Here is a 19267-nt window from a genome sequence, read left to right as displayed (position 1 = left end):
GTCCAAAAACAAAGCGTCAGTAACGCCTTTCAATATGTAGTGCTCCACCCAGCGGCTCCGTCCTCCTCAAAGAACATCACAACCACCAAGGGCAGATAGCAAGTGCAAAGATACAAAAAAGTTTGGAAAGAAACAAGGTGAACAGACAATTTTTAAGTCAAATTTAACGAAAGACTTCAGAAAACATTGTAAAAACACTAAAACCACCTTAATGTCACAAAGTCACGTAGTCACGAAGTCACGCTCATGAACAAAAAGAAAATCCGCAACCTCTTGTGGGAGATTGCGGACGGAGAGAGATTAAGGTTTACAGTTCAGATGGGATTGATGGTTCAGATGGCGAGTGGGCCTTGACCCATGCAACTGGTGGTTCCGAGGGCAGTCAGGGCTGCCGTAAGGATGCTCACAATCAACTGAATGACGGTCTTCCAAGTTTCTTTCTTCATAGCATTAAATTATTAACTTTCAATTTTCAATTTTTCAATTTTCAAGAAGTAGAGGGCTGCGGCCCTCATACTTCGTTTAATTGTATCCGTCGTCACCTTCGTTGCCGCCAGAGTTGCCTCCAGTGTTGTCGCCACCGCTGTTGCCGCTACCGCTGTTCTGACCACCGTTCTGGGTGCCGCCGTTGCCTCCGTTCTGGTTATCGTCGCCGCTGGTCTCAGGGTCTTCGATGTCGCCGCTGTCGCCAGAGGTGACGCGCTTCAGCACGTTGCCGTCCTCGTCCAGACAGGTGATTTGGATGGGGGTGTTCTTCAGCTCGTCCTTCACGTCCACGCTGGGGGTGAACACGATGCGGCGGGTACTGATCAGACTGGTCTTTACATCGTCCAGACCCTCGACAGCCTTCGAGCGGACTCCGAAGCGCATGTGGCCCAGACCAGGCAGGGGTACGCTGTGACCCTCGGTAGCCCACGTGCGGATGACCTCACCGGCTGCATCCCAAGCCGCCTTGATGACTCCTGCGCTGATGCCGCTGTGGGTGGCGGCCTCCGTGAATACTTTCTTCTCGGTGAGCGACGTGTAGAGCTCAGGGCGCATCACGAACTTCTTCACTCCCGGATTCTTGCCGATTTTAAGCACTCGGCGCTGTGCAATAATACGAATTGCCATAGTTTAGTTTGTGTGTTTTTTAAGGGTTAAACATTTAGTTTAGTTCTCGTGTTTTTGCTCGGATTAATCCTCGCAATTTTTTGTCTTAATAGTAGCAGCTGCAGCGCTTAATTTTTGACAGTACAAAGGTACAAAAATTTCATTGCGCATCCAAATCCGACGTGCCCTGCAGTGTGAAAATCTGTTAAAGCAAGAATTGCTGGGGCTCCAATAGACGGACAGCCCGATTTGTGACAGTGACTTCGTGACTTTGTGACATTAAGCACATTCCAATATGCAGCGTATCCCTATAATGAATATTAATATATTATAATATATTAATATTTTAATATACTACTAAGACTGCTTTACCTTTTCATCTCCATCTGACTTCGTTGTCAATTGTGAACATCTTAAATTTGCGTGAGCAAGGTCAAGCACGCAGGGTGCTTAATGTCACAAAGTCACGAAGTCACGATGTCCTACTTTTAAAATTATTTGTACAAAATCCGTTGGGGCGAGCAAGACATTATGGATGTCACAAGCACAAAGGGGTTCCCTGTCGTTAGAATTGAGGAAGTAAGGCCATCTGTAAATAATTCATAAATTCCCGAGGAGCTGATTAGAATCTCGGGATTTCTTTGTACCTTTGCCTTCAAATAAATTTAAGATGATATGGAAACTCAGATATTGAATCTAAAAGAGCCGTATGAGTACATTCACTGTAACGGCGAGGTGGGTAAGCATATTGCCACTTTGATTGTATATGAAACCACAAAGGGGGAGGACGGAAGCTACAAGCTGGAGTCGCATAGTCATCCCATAGTGAAATATTGGAATGCACCTGGAGGTGTGGTATGGAACAACGCCGAGCTGACCGATTGTGACGTGCTATGTAGCGACGATGATAAAGAGGTAGATATTTATTACTTCTTCCGCATGGTTCGTCGCAATTGGGGCATTGAGAATGAGACCGACTATTTGGCAAAGGCCAAGTCGCTATATGAGGCACTGCTCGATAACGAGATTAAATTCATGGACTTAAGTGCTATCCCCAAGTTTCGTGGCACGTTGCTCATCAAGCAATATAATCACGAAATCTTGCTCATATTCGAGGAGAAGGACAACAAGATTATCTGTCGCGATAACGGTAAGAGTCAGTACCCAATCTATTGTGAGGCTGAGACTCGAGAAGAGTTGGAAGACAAGTTAGCTGACTTGTGCTACGATTGGGAGCACTTTACCGACCGTCGTGTAAACATCCACATAAAGACAGAGCAGAAAGAGTACGAGGAAATAATCAATCACATTGAACTTGATCGCCTAACCTGGGATCAATGAGGATAGATATTCCCACCGAAGGGATTGAGGAGTTGATTGCTTCACTGGGATTCGATGATGCAAGAAATGTGCTGGCTGGCAGAGCCATGAGTGTAGCTCAACGCAGTATCGATGCCTGGATGGAGCAGTTTGCCGAGCGACGTGAAGCTCGGCAAGGTGGGCGTATTGTCGGCAATCCGGCATCGGCTAACAACCAGTCGCGTCCATCGGAGCCATCACCAATGTATCGCCCAGACTTAAACTATTTTGCCCCGAAGAAGATTCTTCAGGATTTGCTTGCAATGGATTGGTTCAACAAAGTGTGCATGGACAAGAAACGGTTCTCGGCGGAATGGCGTAATCAGCTGATAGAAGACCTGATGAAGTCGGAGTATCGCGACGAGATTGCCGAGGCATGGGCGAAAAAAGAGTTGAGACTTCAGGTGAAGGGTCACGTAATGGGGGCACTTGCAGCAGCAGGTGTATTTTCAAAAAAAGCACTGGCTATAGCACGTATATATTATGGTACGGGCGCGGATAATACTAAAGAGGTGAAAACTTTAGCAAAATATATGGGCGACAGCCGAAAAGAGTATTATACGGACTGGATTATCGAATACGTAAAACAGCATTAGCCAATCGAAAAACAGTAAAAATCGGGCTGTTTTCAATCGAAAACAGATTACAAGCGATAAGCGGGTATTTTCTGCAAAAGAAAATGCCTGCTTTTTTTATTTGTAATTCTTTGATTATCAGTCATCTTACATTATATCCAAATAATATATAAGAAAAACACCTGCACGAAATTTTGTCGTCGCCAATCGAATTCTACCTTTGCACCAGAAAATTAAAGTTGCAGCGGCAACGGCGATGTGGCGAGCCATCCGTAGGGTTCGGACAGCGTGAGTCTTTGACATGTTGATACATTTTGAGTCCCTTGGTCGCTCGACGCTTTGCGGCGCTTATTCGAGCTTGCGAGTCTTAAGAAGGGGCGGCTATAAAGCAGGGTTATCCCCTATACACATACATTATTCATTCATAACTTAGAGGTCGCCTTAAAGGGGGCGACGTTAAATAAATCATTCATTATGAGTCGTACAAGAAATCTTATCAAAATCGCACGAGGCACAATCGCAGACAATGCACGTCGTCAGTTTTCACTGATGAATCAGTGTCGAATGCCGAACCCAAAGAAGAATGACTTTCGCTTCATGAACCACTAAGAAAAGGATAGTCAACAACAAAAGTATTAATCTGGGCGAAGTGAGCTGAAGAAATCTCATGAGTTAAAGCTGGCCAGCGTTTCCAAAGGCTTCTTCACTCGCAAAAACCCAACAAAATGAAACCAATTTTTAAGAAACAGCTTTTAGTTCAGAACGTCCAGATGGACGGCAGTATTAACTTCCAGACCAACGGCGACATCAATGTCTATCCGTGCCCTTGGGAGAGTGACAAGGAGGTGACCAATGGCAGCCGAGTGCGCTACCGTGCAGGCATTGAGGTTGATGCAGATGGTCGAACCCGAGTAAAGCGTGTTAACGACGGGTCAAAGGGCCCCAAGTACCTGACCATCTTTGAGACGGCCCACGCCGTAGTGAAGATGACGCGCGAGCACTCGAAACACAACCCCAATCGCGGTTGCCTGAAGGTGGAGTTCACTTTCCCCAAGAAGTACCCGTTGGAGCTGATGAAACAGCTTTTCCGTGACGAGACTCTCGAAGTGGCGGCTTATCTGGCTACCCGCAAGACAAACACTTTATGGACTAATAACCAATAAGAAAGGAGGACTATATTATGGAGAAATCAATGATTATGACCATGAAATTCACATGTATCGGCAAGGGACACGGCGCTCCTTGCCTCCCTGCCACCAAGGAAGACTGGGAGAATCTTCGCCGCGAATCGTGGCTAGCGCAGATGTGCGCACGTATAGAAAAAGGAGACGAGCAGTTGAAGCATCGTTTGCCAGTATGGACTCCGCATTGCGCAGAGTTTAAGGATAATCATCGAGCCATAGCTGATGCCGTGAAGCCGCTGAACCGACTGATGTTGGACTTCGACGAGAAGGGGCATACGGATGAAATCTGTGCCCGACTCTTAGAAAAGTCGCCATTGGTACCGCTGCTTATTGAGGAATCTGTTCGTCGTGGTACTCATGTGCTGGTGGAATTGCCGGAAGGGATGACACCTGAACAGGCACAGGAATTGATGAAAGAAGCTACGGGATTCACACCCGATGCGGCTGTAAAGGACGTTTCGAGGTGCATCTATATGGTGCCGGAAGATCATACGAAGTATGTTAATCCGAAGTTGTTCGAGGTGTCAAAAGAACGTGAGCTGAAATCTCAGCCGACGTCCAACGAGGGAAATTCTTCCTTGGTTGCCAACGAGCTCAAATCTGAGCCGGTTGAACAAGAGCTCAAATCTGAGCCGTCGTTCAAGGGCATTCCCTATACCTCTATTATATCTGAGTGGTGGCGTAGGAATGGTGGTGAGCCTGCCGAGGGTGAGCGTAACGTAAAGTTGCACAAATTGGCCGTCAATCTTCGAGCCATCTGCGACAATAAGAAAGAGGTGTTGATGCAGGTAATGCCTCGTTTCGGACTCTCTGACGTGGAACTGAAATCGGTTGTTGACTCAGCTTGCAAGGAAGAACCCAAGGGCGTTTCGAAGGTGATGCAGGGCATCATTGACGCCTTGGAATTTGGCATCAATCCTGATGAAATCGAGGATGCTGAAGCCGTAGCCGAAGAGACAAGCGTGAAGGTCAACGTGAAGGCTCTGCCAATCGGACTCAAAGAATCGTTGGTTGGTGTGCCGGTCTCGATGCACATGCCTGTACTTTGCGGCATTATGCCCATCTGCGCTGCTTATGCCGACCAGGTAACCGTTGAGTATTGCGACGGAAACACCCATCGATTAGGGCTGATGAGTATCATTCGAGGTGAGCAGGCCAGTAACAAATCGGTGGTGAAGAATGCCGTTGACATCTGGAAACATCAGTTGGATGAAGAGGACGCTCTTGCCCGCAAGCGCGAAGAAGAATGGAAGGAGCGCAAGAAAGGTCGCAAGGCCAATGAGAAGGCTCCCGAAGACCCACATGTGCTGATTCGCGTTGTGCCCGTAACCGTCTCTTGCTCAACGCTTTTGAAACGTTTTAAGAATGCACAGGGACATACCTTGTATAGCTTTGGCGAGGAACTTGACACCCTTCGCAAAACGAACGGTGCAGGCTCTTGGAGTTCGAAATATGACATCTATCGTTTGAGCTTTGACTACGGCGAATGGGGTCAGGATTACAACTCCGATCAGGCTGAATCGGGTGTGGTCAATGTGGCCTACAACTGGACGATGCTGGGCACCAACGGCGCCATGCGAAAGTGCTTCAAGTCGGACAACATTGAGAATGGTCTCAGCTCTCGTGTGCTTGTAGCTGAAATGCCCGATGCGTCATTCTCGAAAATGCCGAAATTCGGCAAGCGTTCAGCAGAGGACGAAGCACGTATTCAGCAGGCCGTTACCCGTCTACGTTCGTTCAGCGGACTCGTTGACACCCCTCGACTTCGCAAGGCCATAGAGGCTTGGGTAGAAGAGAAACGCGTAGAAGCAGCCAAGGACATCGACCACGTAAAGGACACCTATCGTAAGCGTGCGGCTGTCATCGGTTTCCGTTGCGGTGTTATCTTCCATATGCTGACCGGCAACACCAAGGAGAGCAAAGCCTGTCTGGACTTTGCGCTGATGATGGCTCAGTATTGTCTCGACCAGCAGATGAAAGCTTTCGGCGAGGCCTTGCAGAATCAGTATGTCGATGCTCAGGACGAGTGTCAGCGATACGGCGTCAACCACTCCATCTTCGACCAGCTGCCGCCAACCTTCACGATGGATGATCTGCGTCCTCTGAAACGGGGTTTCTGCTCAGAGGCAGCCCTCAGGAAAATCACTTCCCGTTGGGGTCGTGACGGCTGGATAGAGAAGGTGGACAAGACTCACTGGAGGAAGTTGAAAGTTGAAAGTTGAAAGTTGAAAGTTGAAAGTTGAAAATTGAAAGTTGGACAACGTGACTTCGTGACTTCGTGACTTTGTGACAATAAAGAGGTTAAGAGTTAAGAATTAAGAATTATGGAACTAATATTAACACGCATAGCAAAAAGGAAAACCTATACAATAGGCAAGCTTTACATCAAAGAGCAAGTAATGGACGAGTATCTGGGAGGTGAGAAACAGACTTACTTTTGCGATACTCTCGAACCAACGGCATTGGAGTTGAAGACAACGGTCTCGAAAGAAGCCGTGCTTCGTTCACCTAAGAAGGCAGAGTGTTTGAGGCCCTTCGCCATCCCAGAAGGCCGTTACGCCGTAGTCATCACGTGGAGTCCGAAATTTAAGATGTGGCTCCCTGTCCTGCTCGGTGGCCCCGACTTCAACCACCTTTTCAAGGGCATCCGCATCCATGCGGGTAATACTGCTAAGGACACCCAAGGCTGCATCCTCGTAGGTCGCAACCAGATTGTAGGCCAGCTCCTCGAAAGCCGCAAATGGCTCTATGAACTCAAACAAAAGATAGTCGAGGCTAAAGACAAAGGTGAAGCCGTCTGGCTGACCATCAAATAAAAGCAAGGTCGTGATTAAGTAACAGATTTCACGAATTATACGGATAATAAATGAAATTATTGGGGCAGATTGTTGGTGGTTTGAGAAAAGTTTACTAACTTTGCCCCAATAAATCATTCATTACTTAAACAAACTAAAATGGAAAACAACTCACAACTGATTGCCGAGTGCACCGCACGGGCAAAAGAATGGCTGGCTCCGGCCTTTGATGAGGAGACACGTAAGGAAGTTCAGGCTATGCTCGACGCAGAGGATAAGACAGCGCTGATTGATGCTTTCTATCAGAACCTGGAATTCGGTACTGGCGGTCTGCGTGGCATCATGGGTGCTGGTACCAACCGCATGAACAAGTACATCGTAGGTATGGCCACTCAGGGCTTTGCCAACTACATCAACAAGGCTTTCCCTGGCATCCAGCCCGCTGTGGTGGTTGGTCACGACTGCCGTAACAACGGTAGAATGTTTGCCGAGACCGTAGCCGACATCTTCTCTGCTAACGGCATTAAGGTATATCTCTTCGAGAGCCTCCGCCCCACCCCTGAGATCAGCTTCGCCATCCGTCAGCTGAAATGTCAAGCTGGTGTAAACGTCACCGCTTCTCACAACCCCCGCGAATATAATGGTTATAAAGCTTACTGGGATGATGGTGCTCAGGTACTGGCTCCACACGATAAGGGTATCATCGACGAGGTGAACAAGGTGACCATCGACCAGGTGAAGTTTGAGGGCAACAAGGACCTCATCGACATCATTGGTGGTGAGATGGACTGGGACTATATTCAGGCTGTCAAGGAGGCTATGGTAGATCAGGACGTCATCCTGCGTCAGAAGGACCTGAACATCGTTTACAGCCCAATGCACGGAACTGGTCGCGTCATCGTGCCTATGGCCCTGCGCTCATGGGGATTCCAGAATATCCACGTAGTGCCCGAGCAGATGGTTATCGACGGTAACTTCCCCACAGTAGTTTCTCCTAACCCCGAGAATGCCGAGGCTATGACGCTGGGTATGAAGCTGGGTACGAAGCTGAATGCCGACCTGGTGATTGCCTCTGACCCCGATGCCGACCGTCTGGCCATCGTTTGCCGCAATCCTAAGGGTGAGTGGGAAATCCTGAATGGTAACCAGACCGCCATGATGTTCTCGTGGTATATCATCGCCAACAAGAAGAAGCTGGGTCAGCTGAAGGGTAACGAGTTCCTGGTGAAGACCATCGTGACTACCGAGGTTATTGCCGAGATTGCCAAGAAGAACGGCGTAGAGCTGAAGGACTGCTACACAGGCTTTAAGTGGATTGCCAATGAGATTCGCGTCAACGAAGGCAAGAAGAAGTACATTGGCGGCGGCGAAGAGAGCTTCGGATTCCTGCCATTCGATAAGGTTAGGGATAAGGACTCCCCCGCTTCTATCTGTCTGATTTGTGAGATTGCTTCATGGGCTCGCGACAACGGCATGACTCTGTACGACCTGCTGATGAACATCTACAAGGAGTACGGATTCTCTAAGGAGGTGACCATCAACGTGGTTCGTCCTGGTAAGACTGGTGCCGATGAGATTAAGCAGATGATGACCGACTTCCGCAACAATCCTCCTCAGACTCTGGGTGGCTCAAAGGTTGTTCTGGTGAAAGACTATAAGACCCTCGAGGCTAAGGATGCCCAAGGTAATGTCACCAAGCTCGACATGCCCGACACCTCTAATGTACTGCAGTGGTTCTGCGAGGACGGCACGAAGGTTTCTGTTCGTCCTTCAGGTACTGAGCCAAAGATTAAGTTCTACACTGAGGTTAAGGACGCAAGCTTCTCTGGTGCAGCTGATTATGACCGATGCAGCAAGGATGGAGAGGCCAAGATTGAACTGCTGAAGAAGGACCTTAAGCTGTAGAATGTAATAATAAAATTATTGAAGCAGGGCGAGCCAAACGGTTCGCCCGCTTTTATATCTTTTATGATATAATTTAACAGATAATGGCGCTATTCTCAGAAAATCTTTGTACCTTTGCACCCAAAATGAGAAATATGAAGCCAATTAAAGCAAAATACTATCTGATTCCCGCGTTTATCTGCTTTGCGGCAGTAGCGGCTATAGTGTATTATTATTTCTTCGTGGCTTTCTCGGCACAGCAGCAAACCACCTATGTCTATATCGATAGCGACGATACCGCCGACTCGGTATATGCCAAGTTGGAGCCTGTGGCCAAAGGCAGCGCGCTGACAGGACTGCGCACACTGGCTCGCCACTACGACTACGACGAGAATATTCGTACAGGACGCTACGCCATTGAGCCCGAACAGAACACCATCCACGTGTTCCGCATGCTGAAGAACGGCAGACAGAAGCCCATGATGCTCACCATTCCTGAGTGTCGCACCATGGAGCAGATGGCAGCCCGTCTCTCTACTAAAATCATGATTGACAGCACTGAGATTATCAGGGCGCTGAGCAACAACGAGACCTGCCAGAAGCTAGGTTACGACACCTGCACCATCGCCTGTGCTTTTGTGCCCAACACCTACGAGGTATATTGGGATATCAGCATTGATAAGCTGTTGCTGCGCATGGTGACCGAGCACGACAAGTTCTGGAACACAGAGCGCAAGCAGAAGGCACGCGCCATAGGTCTGGAGCCTAACGAGGTAAGCACGCTGGCCAGCATCATTGACGAGGAGACGGCTAACAACGACGAGAAGCCCATGATAGCAGGCATGTATCTGAACCGACTGAAGAGTGGCATGCCCCTGCAGGCCGACCCAACAGTAAAATTCGCCCTGAAGGATTTCTCGCTCAAGCGCATCTATCATAACCACCTACTGGTGGAAAGTCCCTACAACACCTACAAGAACATTGGTCTGCCACCAGGTCCCATCAAGGTGGCATCTATCAAGGGCATCGATGCTGTGCTGAACCGCGTGAACCATCATTACTTATATATGTGCGCCAAAGAGGACTTCTCTGGTACTCATAACTTCGCCGTTACCTATCAGGACCACCTGAAGAATGCAGCACGTTATGCCAAGGCGCTCAACGAGAGAGACATCAAGTAAAAAAACAATAAGGTAATATATAAACAATGGAAGAGAAAATACTGAATGAAGGCACGGAAGAGAAGAAGTCCGTGAGTTTTGTGGAACAGATGGTGAAGGACGACCTGGCAGCAGGTAAGAACGGAGGAAGAATGCAGACACGATTCCCACCAGAGCCTAACGGTTACCTGCATATTGGTCACGCCAAGGCCATCGCCATCGACTTCGGACTGGCTAAGAAATATGGCGGCGAGTGCAACCTGCGCTTCGACGACACCAACCCCGTGAAGGAAGATACCGAATATATCGAGAGCATAGAGAACGACATCAAATGGCTGGGATTTGATTGGGCTCACGTCTACTACGCCAGCGACTATTTCCAGGAGCTCTGGGACTTTGCCGTATGGCTCATCAAGCAGGGCCGCGCCTATGTGGACGAGCAGAGCGCCGAGGTCATAGCCCAGCAGAAGGGCACCACCACCTCGCCAGGTACCAACAGTCCCTATCGCGACCGTCCCATTGAGGAGAACCTCAAGCTGTTTGAGTTTATGAATAGCGGTAAGTGCGAGCCCGGCACCTTGGTGCTGCGTGCCAAGATCGACATGGCCCACCCCAACATGCTGTTCCGCGACCCACTCATCTATCGCGTGCTCAACATCCCGCATGTCAAGACTGGCTCTAAGTGGAACGCCTATCCCATGTACGACTTCACCCACGGCCAGTGCGACTTCCTCGAGGGTGTCACACACTCGTGGTGTACGCTGGAATTTGTGGAGCACCGTCCCCTCTACGACCTCTTCGTAGGTTGGATGAAAGAATGGATGAAATCCCTAGAATCTCTAGAGAATCTAGGATATTTAGGTAATCTAGACAAGAACGCCCTCGACGCCTTCGAGGGTCCTCGTCAGACCGAGTTCAACAAGCTCAACTTGAACTATATCCTCCTCTCCAAGCGCAACCTGCGCATGCTGGTCAGCGAGGGACTTGTCAACGGATGGGACGACCCCCGCATGCCGACCATTTGCGGTTTCCGTCGTCGTGGCTACTCGCCCGAAGGCATCAAGAACTTCATGGAGAAGATTGGCTACACCAAGATTGATGCCCTTAACGATATGGCTCTCTTTGAGAGTGCCCTGCGCGACGACCTGAACACTCGCGCCCTCCGCGTCTCTGCCGTGCTCGACCCTGTTAAGGTTGTCATCACCAACTATCCAGAGGGACAGACCGAGCAGCTCACAGCCATCAACAACCCCGAAAACGAGGCTGACGGCACACACGAGGTGGAGTTCAGTCGCGAACTGTGGATTGAGCGCGACGACTTCATGGAGGTGGCCGAGAAGAAGTTTATGCGACTGGCTCCTGGCAAGGAGGTTCGTCTGAAGAACGCCTATATCATCAAGTGCGACGAAGAGCACCCCTGCGACAAGGATGCCGAGGGCCGCGTCACCACGATTTATTGTACCTACGACCCTGAGACTCGTAGCGGACTGCCTGGTGCCAACCGTAAGATCAAGGGTAAGACCCTGCATTGGGTCAGCTGCCACAACGCCGTCAAGGCCGAGGTACGACTCTACGAGCGTCTGTGGAAATATGAGAACCCACGCGACGAGCTGAAACGACTGGAGGAAGAGGAAGGTATCAAGGGAGCCGACGCCCTGCGCCAGATGATGAACCCTGACAACTTGCATATCCTCACCGACTGCTACATTGAGCCCTTTGCCGCCCAGCAGAAAGCCCTCAGCTATCTGCAGTTCCAGCGCATAGGATACTTCAACGTAGATCCCGACTCTACCACCGAGCATCCCGTATTCAATAAGACCGTAGGACTGAAGAGTTGAAAAATGAAAAAAACTGACGACGAATATTTCGACAGCAAGGAGTTCCAGGATTTGCTGGAAGCCTACGAGCACTCCGTAAATGCAGGCGAGCCTGTGTTTATGGATGCTGAAGAGTTGTCGGATATCGCCGACTACTATCAGTTTATAGGTCAGGCCGACGAGGCCGAGGAAGCCATCAACCTGGCACTCAGCCTCGCACCTGGAGCTATTGCTCCCCTCACCTACCGCATCCATCAGGCCCTGTATGAAGGTGACGTTGACAAGGCGCGTGAATACTATGACCAGATCATAGAGACAGACGATCCGGACTATATATACGACCGCGCCGAGATTCTCATTGCAGAGGGACGCATAGACGATGCCGACAACTATCTGCGTGAACAGTTCAAGCAGGTACCGCCCGACGAGTATCAGAACTATGTGATGGACGTTGCCAACATCTATACCGACAACGGACAGCCGCAGAAGGCCATGGAATGGATGGCGAGAGTCAGACACCAGCAGTCGCTTGACTTCAAAGAACTGATGGGCCGCGCCCTCTTCGGAATGGGGAAATATAAGGATAGCGAGCGTATCTTCAACGAGCTGGTTGACAACGACCCCTTCTCTATTCGTTACTGGAATGCGCTAGCCTCGGCACAGTTTATGAGCGAGGACTACCAGCAAGCCATACAGAGCAGCGAATATGCCATCGCCATCAATCCCAAAGACCCTGACGGGCTGATAGCTAAAGCTAACGGGCTGTTTCGCCTGAACAACTATGAAGAGGCGATGAAGTATTTCCGTCGCTATTCAGAGCAGGTACCCGACGACGAGTTTCCACTACTCTATGAAGGCATCTGTCTGCTCAACACCAACAGGCCGAAGGAGGCCATCGACATCCTGAAGAAAGCCGTCGATACGGCTCCTGCCGACTCGCCATCACTCACCGACATCTATCAGGAGTTGGCATTTGCCTATAGCGAAAACGGCCAGTGCGACGAAGCCATTCGTGTGCTCAACAAAACAAAAGATATAGACTGCGACCATGTGCAGATGGAGATTGTGAAAGGCCATGTCATGCTGACAGCAGGCAAGACCGCAGAGGCAGAGGCCTATTTCCGTACCGCCATCAGCCAAAGTGACGACGAATGCGATACATGGCTGCACATCATCCTTTCTTTTTACGACAACCACTACGTAGAGGCGGCTTACACGCTCTTTAAGAAATACTTCACCTATTGCGAGAAAGTCAAGGAACATCAGGATGACGAAGCGCCGCGGGGGTATGCCTATATGGCACTGTGCTGCTATGAGCTGAAGTATTACGGCGAGTTTCTCGACTACCTGAAGAAAGCCTGCGAAGTGAACCCCGAAGAGTGTCATCAGGCGCTGGCACATTTATTTCCCCAGGACCTGGAACCTGAGGGATATTATGAGTATATCAAGAAAAAGATTAATCGTTAAGATATAATGAATTGGATTTCAGCACTTTTAGGAAACCTGAACTACGGTACTATTCTGCTGCTCATGCTGTTGGAGAGCACCGTAATACCTGTACCCTCTGAGCTGGTGGTGGCTCCTGCCGCCTTTCATGCACATAGCGGCGAACTGAACGTCTTTCTCGTGGTGCTCTTTGCTACCATCGGTGCCGACCTGGGAGCATCCATCAATTATTTCGTGGCACTCTATGTGGGGCGTCCCGTCATCTATAAGTTCGCCAATAGCAAATGGGGCAAGATGTGTCTGCTCAACCAGAAGAAGGTGGAGAAGAGCGAGCAGTACTTTGACAATCACGGCGTGGTGGCCACACTCACCGGACGACTCATTCCAGGCATTCGCCACCTCATCAGCATTCCCGCAGGACTGGCTCGCATGACATACTGGAAGTTCCTGCTCTACACCACCATCGGCGCAGGCCTCTGGCATGCCATCCTCGCCGCCATGGGTTGGTATCTCGCCACCATCGTGCCCGAAGACCAGCTGGAAGATACCATCAAGGAATACAACCACTATATCGTGATTGTCATCCTCGCACTCGTGGCTCTCGCCATCCTCTATTTCGTCATTAAGCACGTAGTTAAGAACAAGAACGCTTAACCGACATAAGTCACGACATACACACCTATTTATAATATTTTCCGGGATTTGCTTGTCCATCTCGGAAAATTTGCGTAATTTTGCCGATTATTGAATAAAACGAGATTAATTATGCCAAAAATCAACAATCATCTGGTCATTATGGCTGGAGGCGTAGGCAGTCGCTTCTGGCCTATGAGCACTGCAGAGTGCCCTAAGCAGTTCATAGATGTGCTGGGAACGGGTAAGACCCTCCTGCAGCTCACCGTGGAGCGTTTTGGTTCGTTGGTAGCCCCCGAGCATATATGGGTGGTCACCAACGAGAAGTATGCCGACATCGTAGCAGAGCAGTTGCCCAAAATGCCTCGGGGAAATATCCTCTGCGAGCCTTGCCGCCGAAACACCGCTCCTTGCATCGCCTATGTATCGTGGCGCATCAAGGCGCAAGACCCGAAGGCCAACATCGTCGTGACACCCAGCGACCATATTGTGATGAACGTGCCTGAGTTCCAACGTGTCATCAAAGACTGTATGGACTTCACTGCCGACAGCGATGCCATCGTCACGCTGGGCATGAAGCCCTCGCGTCCTGAGACAGGCTACGGCTATATCCAGGCCGACCTCTCTGCATCGTCGCTGCGCAATAAGAGCATCTATCGTGTGGACTCCTTCCGTGAGAAGCCCGACCTGAAGACCGCCCAGCAGTATATCAAGAAGAACTATTACTTCTGGAATGCCGGCATCTTCATCTGGAACGTCAACACCATCGTCAACGCCTTCCGCGTCTATCAGCCCAAGATGAACAAGATCTTCGAGCAGATGCTGCCCATCTACGGCACACCGCAGGAGCAGGAGATGATCAACGAGAAATTCCCGCAGTGTGAGAATATCTCTGTTGACTACGCTATCATGGAGAAGGCAGAAGAGATATTCGTATGTCCAGCCGACTTCGGATGGAGCGACCTGGGCACCTGGGGCTCGCTGCTCACACAGTCGAAGCGCGACATCTACGGCAATGCCTGCATCGGCAACGATATCAATCTGTTCGAAACCCACAACTGCATGATTCACACGACTCAGGAGAAGAAGGTGGTCATCCAGGGCCTCGACGGCTATATCGTAGCAGAGAACAACGACACCCTACTTATATGTAAACTGTCCGAGGAACAGCGTATCAAGCAGTTCTCGGGCGAAAACTGATTTTTGGCATGAATAATAAAATAGCTCTCATCACTGGCATCACAGGTCAAGATGGTTCCTATCTGGCTGAGTTCCTCTTAGAGAAAGGTTACGACGTTCACGGCACCATCCGCCGAAGTAGTGTGGACTTCCGCGAGCGCATCGCACATCTTGAAGGAAAGCCTCATTTCCATCTGCACTATGCCGACCTGGGCGACTCGATGAGCGTGCTGGGCGTCATCGGCAAGGTGCAGCCCACAGAGATTTATAACCTCGCTGCACAGAGTCATGTGCAGGTCAGCTTCGACTCTCCGGAATATACGGCCGACGTCGATGCTGTAGGTGTATTGCGCATCCTCGAGGCAGTACGACAGTTAGGACTCAAGGATACCTGTCGCATCTATCAGGCCAGCACCTCCGAGCTCTATGGCAAAGTTGAAGAGGTACCCCAAAACGAGGAGACACCCTTCCACCCCTACTCACCCTATGCCGTGGCCAAGCAGTATGGCTTCTGGATTGTGAAGGAGTATCGTGAGGCTTACGATATGTACTGCTGTTCAGGCATCCTGTTCAACCACGAGAGTGAGCGTCGTGGAGAGACCTTCGTCACCCGTAAGATCACCCTCGCCGCAGCACGCATCTCGCAGGGTCTTCAGGACTGCCTCTATCTCGGTAATCTTGACAGCCTGCGCGACTGGGGCTATGCCAAGGACTATGTGGAGTGCATGTGGCTCATTCTCCAGCAACCTAAGCCCGACGACTTCGTCATCGCCACTGGTGTTCAGCATTCTGTCCGTGAGTTCACCCAGCTCGCCTTCCGTCATGCCGGCATCGAACTCAAGTTCGAAGGCGAAGGCATCAACGAGAAGGGCATTGTTGTCAGTGGTCCAGATGCTCTGATTGGCAATACCGTTGTTGCAGTCAGCGAAGATTTCTATCGTCCTACCGACGTCGTCAACCTCTGGGGCGACCCCACCAAGGCTAAGTCCAAGCTCGGCTGGAACCCCTCCAAGACCTCTTTCGAGCAACTGGTAAAGATCATGGTCGACTCCGACATCGCCAAAGTCGCCGCCGAAGGTGCCGCCGCCAAAGTCCGCACCAACCTCGCTGAATACCTCGAAAAGGGCATCGTGAAGTAATTGATAATTGAAAATTGACAATTGAGAATTGTGTTAGATAAAAACGCGAAAATATATGTAGCGGGGCATCACGGACTAGTGGGCTCCGCTATTTGGAATAACCTGCTGCGGCGGGGGTATAACAACCTTGTAGGGCGTAGTCATAAGGAACTGGACTTGACCGACCAGGTCGCAGTCAAGAATTTCTTCGATGAAGAGCAGCCTGATGCTGTGGTGTTGGCTGCTGCCTTTGTCGGCGGCATCATGGCCAATATGCTCTATCGTGCCGACTTCATCATGATGAACATGAAAATCCAGTGCAATGTCATCAGCGAAGCCTACGCCCATGGCGTCAAGAAGTTGCTGTTCTTGGGTAGTACTTGTATTTATCCCAAGAATGCACCTCAACCCATGAAGGAAGACTGCCTGTTGACCTCGCCCTTGGAATATACCAATGAGGAATACGCCATTGCGAAGATTGCCGGCCTAAAGATGTGCGAGAGCTATAACCTGCAGTATGGCACCAACTATATCGCCGTGATGCCAACTAATCTCTATGGTCCCAACGATAACTTCCATCTGGAAAACAGCCATGTCATGCCCGCCATGATGCGCAAGGTCTACCTTGCCAAACTCATTCATGATGGCGCCTGGGACAAGATAGCTATCGACCTGAACAAGCGTCCTGTTGAAGGCGTCACTGGCGATGCATCTAAGGAAGACATCCTGAAAGTTTTAGCAAAATATGGAATAGAGAATAACAAGGTGACACTCTGGGGTACAGGTACTCCATTACGTGAATTCTTGTGGTCGGAAGATATGGCCGATGCCTCAGTCCATGTACTCCTGAATGTCAATTTCAGCGACATTATTGGTATCGAGAAATACTCGAGTGTACATTATGGTGCCACCACCGATGGTGCTGTGGATCGCAATCATAGTGCAGGCCGTGGTGGTTATATCCCCAGCCTTGGTGAGATCCGCAACTGCCACATCAATGTGGGCACAGGCAAGGAACTCACCATCCGTGAACTCTCAGAATTGGTGGTCAAGGCCGTAGGCTTTGAGGGCACCGTTGAGTTCGACGCCTCAAAACCCGATGGCACCATGCGTAAACTCATCGATGTATCCAAGCTCCACTCCCTTGGCTGGATGCATAAGGTAGAAATCGAAGATGGCGTTCAGAAGCTCTTCGAATGGTATCAGGATAGCCTGCAATAAGATAATAAAGATAGGCGTTGCCCTTTCTCACCCTTCGCGCTGGAATGTGAGGAAGACCACATTCTGATTGTACATGAACTTGTACTGAATATTGGACAGCATATTGACTAGGGCAAGACCTAATCCGTCACCATCTTCATTGATGGTGGCGTTTTTTATCACAGGGTTGAAGGGCTTGCCATCGTCCTTGATCAGTACGGAGACAACATCGTCGCGACAGACGATATGCACGTCGAAGAGATGCTTGTCGGCATCTTTGTTGACGGCATAGGTAACGATATTATACATGAGCTCCTCACAGCAGAGATTGATCTGTAACGAGGTGGCTGGGTCAACATCGCAGGTCTCGAGGAAGGTGCTGATGGTCTCGAGGGCACGCTGCACATCCTCTGTCTGATACTTGACGGAGAAATTCAACGACTGGGCATCGGCAGCCTGTGGTATGAGGGTCATCACCTCGGCATCAGGGTTCTTGTGGTGGATGAACAGGGTGATAACCCAATAGACGGCCAGCAGGAACAGACTGGACACGGGGAAGCCCCACCACAGCCACTCGGGCTTGAGCCAGGCCAACAGCCCCACAAACAGCACCATAAAGGCCATCTGAACAATGCTCAACACCACGCTGAGCGACCAATAGCCCAGCACCTGATAAAGGATGCGATAGACCACCGCAACGGCGTAAGGGATGAGCAGCAGGGCATAGATGCGCAAGGCGCTGTGGAGCATACCATCTGACGGGACGCTCTCGCTGGAGAAGAGCCACCCAATACTCTCGGGGGTGATGATGACAAACAGGGTGACGGCCAGCAGGCTGAGGCAGATGTACTTCATCACCTTGTTGGTGAGCAGACGCAGACCCACGATATCTTTCTCGCCTATCAACAGGCCGCCAATGGAATAGATGGAGGTGGCCACTCCGGCCAACACCATCTGAAGGATGAGGAACAGCTGGAAACAGACGGCCCACACAAAGACGCCATCGGCACCAAGACTGCCCAGGATGATGCTGTTGACGGCATAGGTGCAGAGGCCCAGCAGCAGGGTGTTGATGCCCATGGGGAAGCCTGTCTTGGCGCCTTTCAGGATATAACGGTGACACTGTTTGTAATCAAACTGCCAATGATAGGAGTTGTTGGCACTACGGAAATGACGAACGCAATACAGCAGGGCCACAACACACCCAATGATGGAGGCCCAGGCAGAACCCTCGATACCTGTCTTGAGCACTGCCACGAAAAGGATGTCGAGCACCAGGTTGACAACGCTGCTGATGAACACAGCCTTCATCACCATCTGAGGATTGCCGTCAGTCTTGATGAAGTTGGTGAGGGTCATGAAGAGAATGGAAAGCGTGATGCCTATGAGCATGATACGCAGATAGCGCAGCGACAAGTCATAGACAACAGGCGTGTCGTTGGTGATGAAGCTGGCCACCTGGGGACTGAAGATCAGCAGCAGCACAGAGAAGAGCACACCAACAGACACAAGACCTATCAGCGTGGAGGTAAACACGCTGTTGGTGGTATTAACATCGCGCTCACCCAGCGACTTGGCCACCAGGACGGTGCCGCCCATGCCGAAGAGCATCATCAGGAAATGGAAGGTCATGACGACAGGCACCGTGAGGTTGATGGCAGAGATAGCCTCAGGACCAATGAACTGGCTGACCACGATGGCATCGGTGGTCATGGCTATCTGCGATGCCAACGATGCCAGAATGGAGGCCCACATGAACTTATGGAGGGCCTTGGCTATGAGGTAGTCTTTCTTCTGCTGCTCGTCTTTACCGCCCATATTTTCC

General features: G+C 50.3%; 16 protein-coding genes. 13 read left to right on the top strand and 3 right to left on the bottom strand.

Features of this window, described 5'->3' with window-relative positions; all coding sequences use genetic code 11:
* Positions 1–332: 332 nt before the first annotated feature.
* Positions 333–446, bottom strand: coding sequence for a smalltalk protein (locus Q0R57_RS05170; RefSeq protein WP_294744341.1), 114 nt, complete (start codon positions 444–446; stop codon positions 333–335).
* Between the two features lie 76 nt (positions 447–522).
* The gene (locus Q0R57_RS05165; protein WP_294744340.1) at positions 523–1113 is read right to left on the bottom strand and encodes a DNA-binding protein; all 591 of its coding nucleotides are present in this window, start codon (positions 1111–1113) and stop codon (positions 523–525) included.
* Positions 1114–1767: 654 nt separating this feature from the next.
* On the opposite strand from Q0R57_RS05165, the gene Q0R57_RS05160 reads away from it, so the two are divergent.
* The 13 genes from Q0R57_RS05160 (at position 1768) to Q0R57_RS05100 (ending at position 17463) form a co-directional block, all read left to right on the top strand.
* The gene (locus Q0R57_RS05160; RefSeq protein ID WP_294744339.1) at positions 1768–2433 is read left to right on the top strand and encodes a hypothetical protein; all 666 of its coding nucleotides are present in this window, start codon (positions 1768–1770) and stop codon (positions 2431–2433) included.
* An 86-nt stretch (positions 2434–2519) separates the two neighbouring features.
* Positions 2520–3047, top strand: a complete 528-nt coding sequence (locus Q0R57_RS05155) for a hypothetical protein (protein ID WP_294744338.1) — start codon at positions 2520–2522, stop codon at positions 3045–3047.
* 704 nt (positions 3048–3751) lie between these two features.
* Entirely contained in the window at positions 3752–4189 is a 438-nt protein-coding gene (locus Q0R57_RS05150; protein WP_294744337.1) for a hypothetical protein, read from the top strand.
* A 17-nt stretch (positions 4190–4206) separates the two neighbouring features.
* On the top strand, positions 4207–6432 hold the full coding sequence (locus tag Q0R57_RS05145) for a DUF3987 domain-containing protein (protein WP_294744336.1): 2226 nt from the start codon (positions 4207–4209) through the stop codon (positions 6430–6432).
* 102 nt (positions 6433–6534) lie between these two features.
* Entirely contained in the window at positions 6535–7026 is a 492-nt protein-coding gene (locus Q0R57_RS05140; protein ID WP_294744335.1) for a DUF5675 family protein, read from the top strand.
* A 138-nt stretch (positions 7027–7164) separates the two neighbouring features.
* The gene (locus Q0R57_RS05135) at positions 7165–8910 is read left to right on the top strand and encodes a phospho-sugar mutase (protein WP_294744334.1); all 1746 of its coding nucleotides are present in this window, start codon (positions 7165–7167) and stop codon (positions 8908–8910) included.
* Positions 8911–9044: 134 nt separating this feature from the next.
* Positions 9045–10070, top strand: a complete 1026-nt coding sequence (mltG, locus tag Q0R57_RS05130; protein WP_294744333.1) for an endolytic transglycosylase MltG — start codon at positions 9045–9047, stop codon at positions 10068–10070.
* A gap of 26 nt (positions 10071–10096) precedes the next feature.
* Positions 10097–11887, top strand: a complete 1791-nt coding sequence (locus tag Q0R57_RS05125; RefSeq protein WP_294744332.1) for a glutamine--tRNA ligase/YqeY domain fusion protein — start codon at positions 10097–10099, stop codon at positions 11885–11887.
* Between the two features lie 3 nt (positions 11888–11890).
* Positions 11891–13333, top strand: coding sequence for a tetratricopeptide repeat protein (locus Q0R57_RS05120; protein WP_294744331.1), 1443 nt, complete (start codon positions 11891–11893; stop codon positions 13331–13333).
* A 6-nt stretch (positions 13334–13339) separates the two neighbouring features.
* Positions 13340–13966 carry a DedA family protein gene (locus Q0R57_RS05115; protein WP_294744330.1) on the top strand — a complete coding sequence of 209 codons (627 nt, stop codon included), beginning with the start codon at positions 13340–13342 and terminating at the stop codon, positions 13964–13966.
* 111 nt (positions 13967–14077) lie between these two features.
* Positions 14078–15145: a mannose-1-phosphate guanylyltransferase gene (locus Q0R57_RS05110; RefSeq protein ID WP_294744329.1), complete on the top strand. Its 1068-nt coding sequence runs from the start codon at positions 14078–14080 to the stop codon at positions 15143–15145.
* 8 nt (positions 15146–15153) lie between these two features.
* The gene (gmd, locus tag Q0R57_RS05105; protein ID WP_294744328.1) at positions 15154–16263 is read left to right on the top strand and encodes a GDP-mannose 4,6-dehydratase; all 1110 of its coding nucleotides are present in this window, start codon (positions 15154–15156) and stop codon (positions 16261–16263) included.
* Between the two features lie 30 nt (positions 16264–16293).
* Complete coding sequence (locus tag Q0R57_RS05100) at positions 16294–17463, top strand: GDP-L-fucose synthase (RefSeq protein ID WP_294744327.1); 1170 nt, start codon at positions 16294–16296, stop codon at positions 17461–17463.
* Between the two features lie 27 nt (positions 17464–17490).
* Here Q0R57_RS05100 and Q0R57_RS05095 read toward each other — a convergent pair whose 3' ends face one another.
* A complete protein-coding gene (locus Q0R57_RS05095; RefSeq protein ID WP_294744326.1) occupies positions 17491–19260 on the bottom strand; it encodes an MATE family efflux transporter in 1770 nt (589 codons plus the stop codon).
* Between the last annotated feature and the right edge of the window lie 7 nt (positions 19261–19267).

The organism is uncultured Prevotella sp. (genome assembly GCF_946407605.1).
Classification (GTDB): domain Bacteria; phylum Bacteroidota; class Bacteroidia; order Bacteroidales; family Bacteroidaceae; genus Prevotella.
This window is presented reverse-complemented; position numbering and strand designations above follow the sequence as displayed.

Bases quoted from the DNA above. Each gene is read 5' to 3' on its own strand.
- Q0R57_RS05170 (WP_294744341.1), bottom strand. From the start codon at position 446: ATGAAGAAAGAAACTTGGAAGACCGTCATTCAGTTGATTGTGAGCATC.
- Q0R57_RS05165 (WP_294744340.1), bottom strand. From the start codon at position 1,113: ATGGCAATTCGTATTATTGCACAGCGCCGAGTGCTTAAAATCGGCAAG.
- Q0R57_RS05160 (WP_294744339.1), top strand. From the start codon at position 1,768: ATGGAAACTCAGATATTGAATCTAAAAGAGCCGTATGAGTACATTCAC.
- Q0R57_RS05155 (WP_294744338.1), top strand. From the start codon at position 2,520: ATGAGTGTAGCTCAACGCAGTATCGATGCCTGGATGGAGCAGTTTGCC.
- Q0R57_RS05150 (WP_294744337.1), top strand. From the start codon at position 3,752: ATGAAACCAATTTTTAAGAAACAGCTTTTAGTTCAGAACGTCCAGATG.
- Q0R57_RS05145 (WP_294744336.1), top strand. From the start codon at position 4,207: ATGGAGAAATCAATGATTATGACCATGAAATTCACATGTATCGGCAAG.
- Q0R57_RS05140 (WP_294744335.1), top strand. From the start codon at position 6,535: ATGGAACTAATATTAACACGCATAGCAAAAAGGAAAACCTATACAATA.
- Q0R57_RS05135 (WP_294744334.1), top strand. From the start codon at position 7,165: ATGGAAAACAACTCACAACTGATTGCCGAGTGCACCGCACGGGCAAAA.
- mltG (WP_294744333.1), top strand. From the start codon at position 9,045: ATGAAGCCAATTAAAGCAAAATACTATCTGATTCCCGCGTTTATCTGC.
- Q0R57_RS05125 (WP_294744332.1), top strand. From the start codon at position 10,097: ATGGAAGAGAAAATACTGAATGAAGGCACGGAAGAGAAGAAGTCCGTG.
- Q0R57_RS05120 (WP_294744331.1), top strand. From the start codon at position 11,891: ATGAAAAAAACTGACGACGAATATTTCGACAGCAAGGAGTTCCAGGAT.
- Q0R57_RS05115 (WP_294744330.1), top strand. From the start codon at position 13,340: ATGAATTGGATTTCAGCACTTTTAGGAAACCTGAACTACGGTACTATT.
- Q0R57_RS05110 (WP_294744329.1), top strand. From the start codon at position 14,078: ATGCCAAAAATCAACAATCATCTGGTCATTATGGCTGGAGGCGTAGGC.
- gmd (WP_294744328.1), top strand. From the start codon at position 15,154: ATGAATAATAAAATAGCTCTCATCACTGGCATCACAGGTCAAGATGGT.
- Q0R57_RS05095 (WP_294744326.1), bottom strand. From the start codon at position 19,260: ATGGGCGGTAAAGACGAGCAGCAGAAGAAAGACTACCTCATAGCCAAG.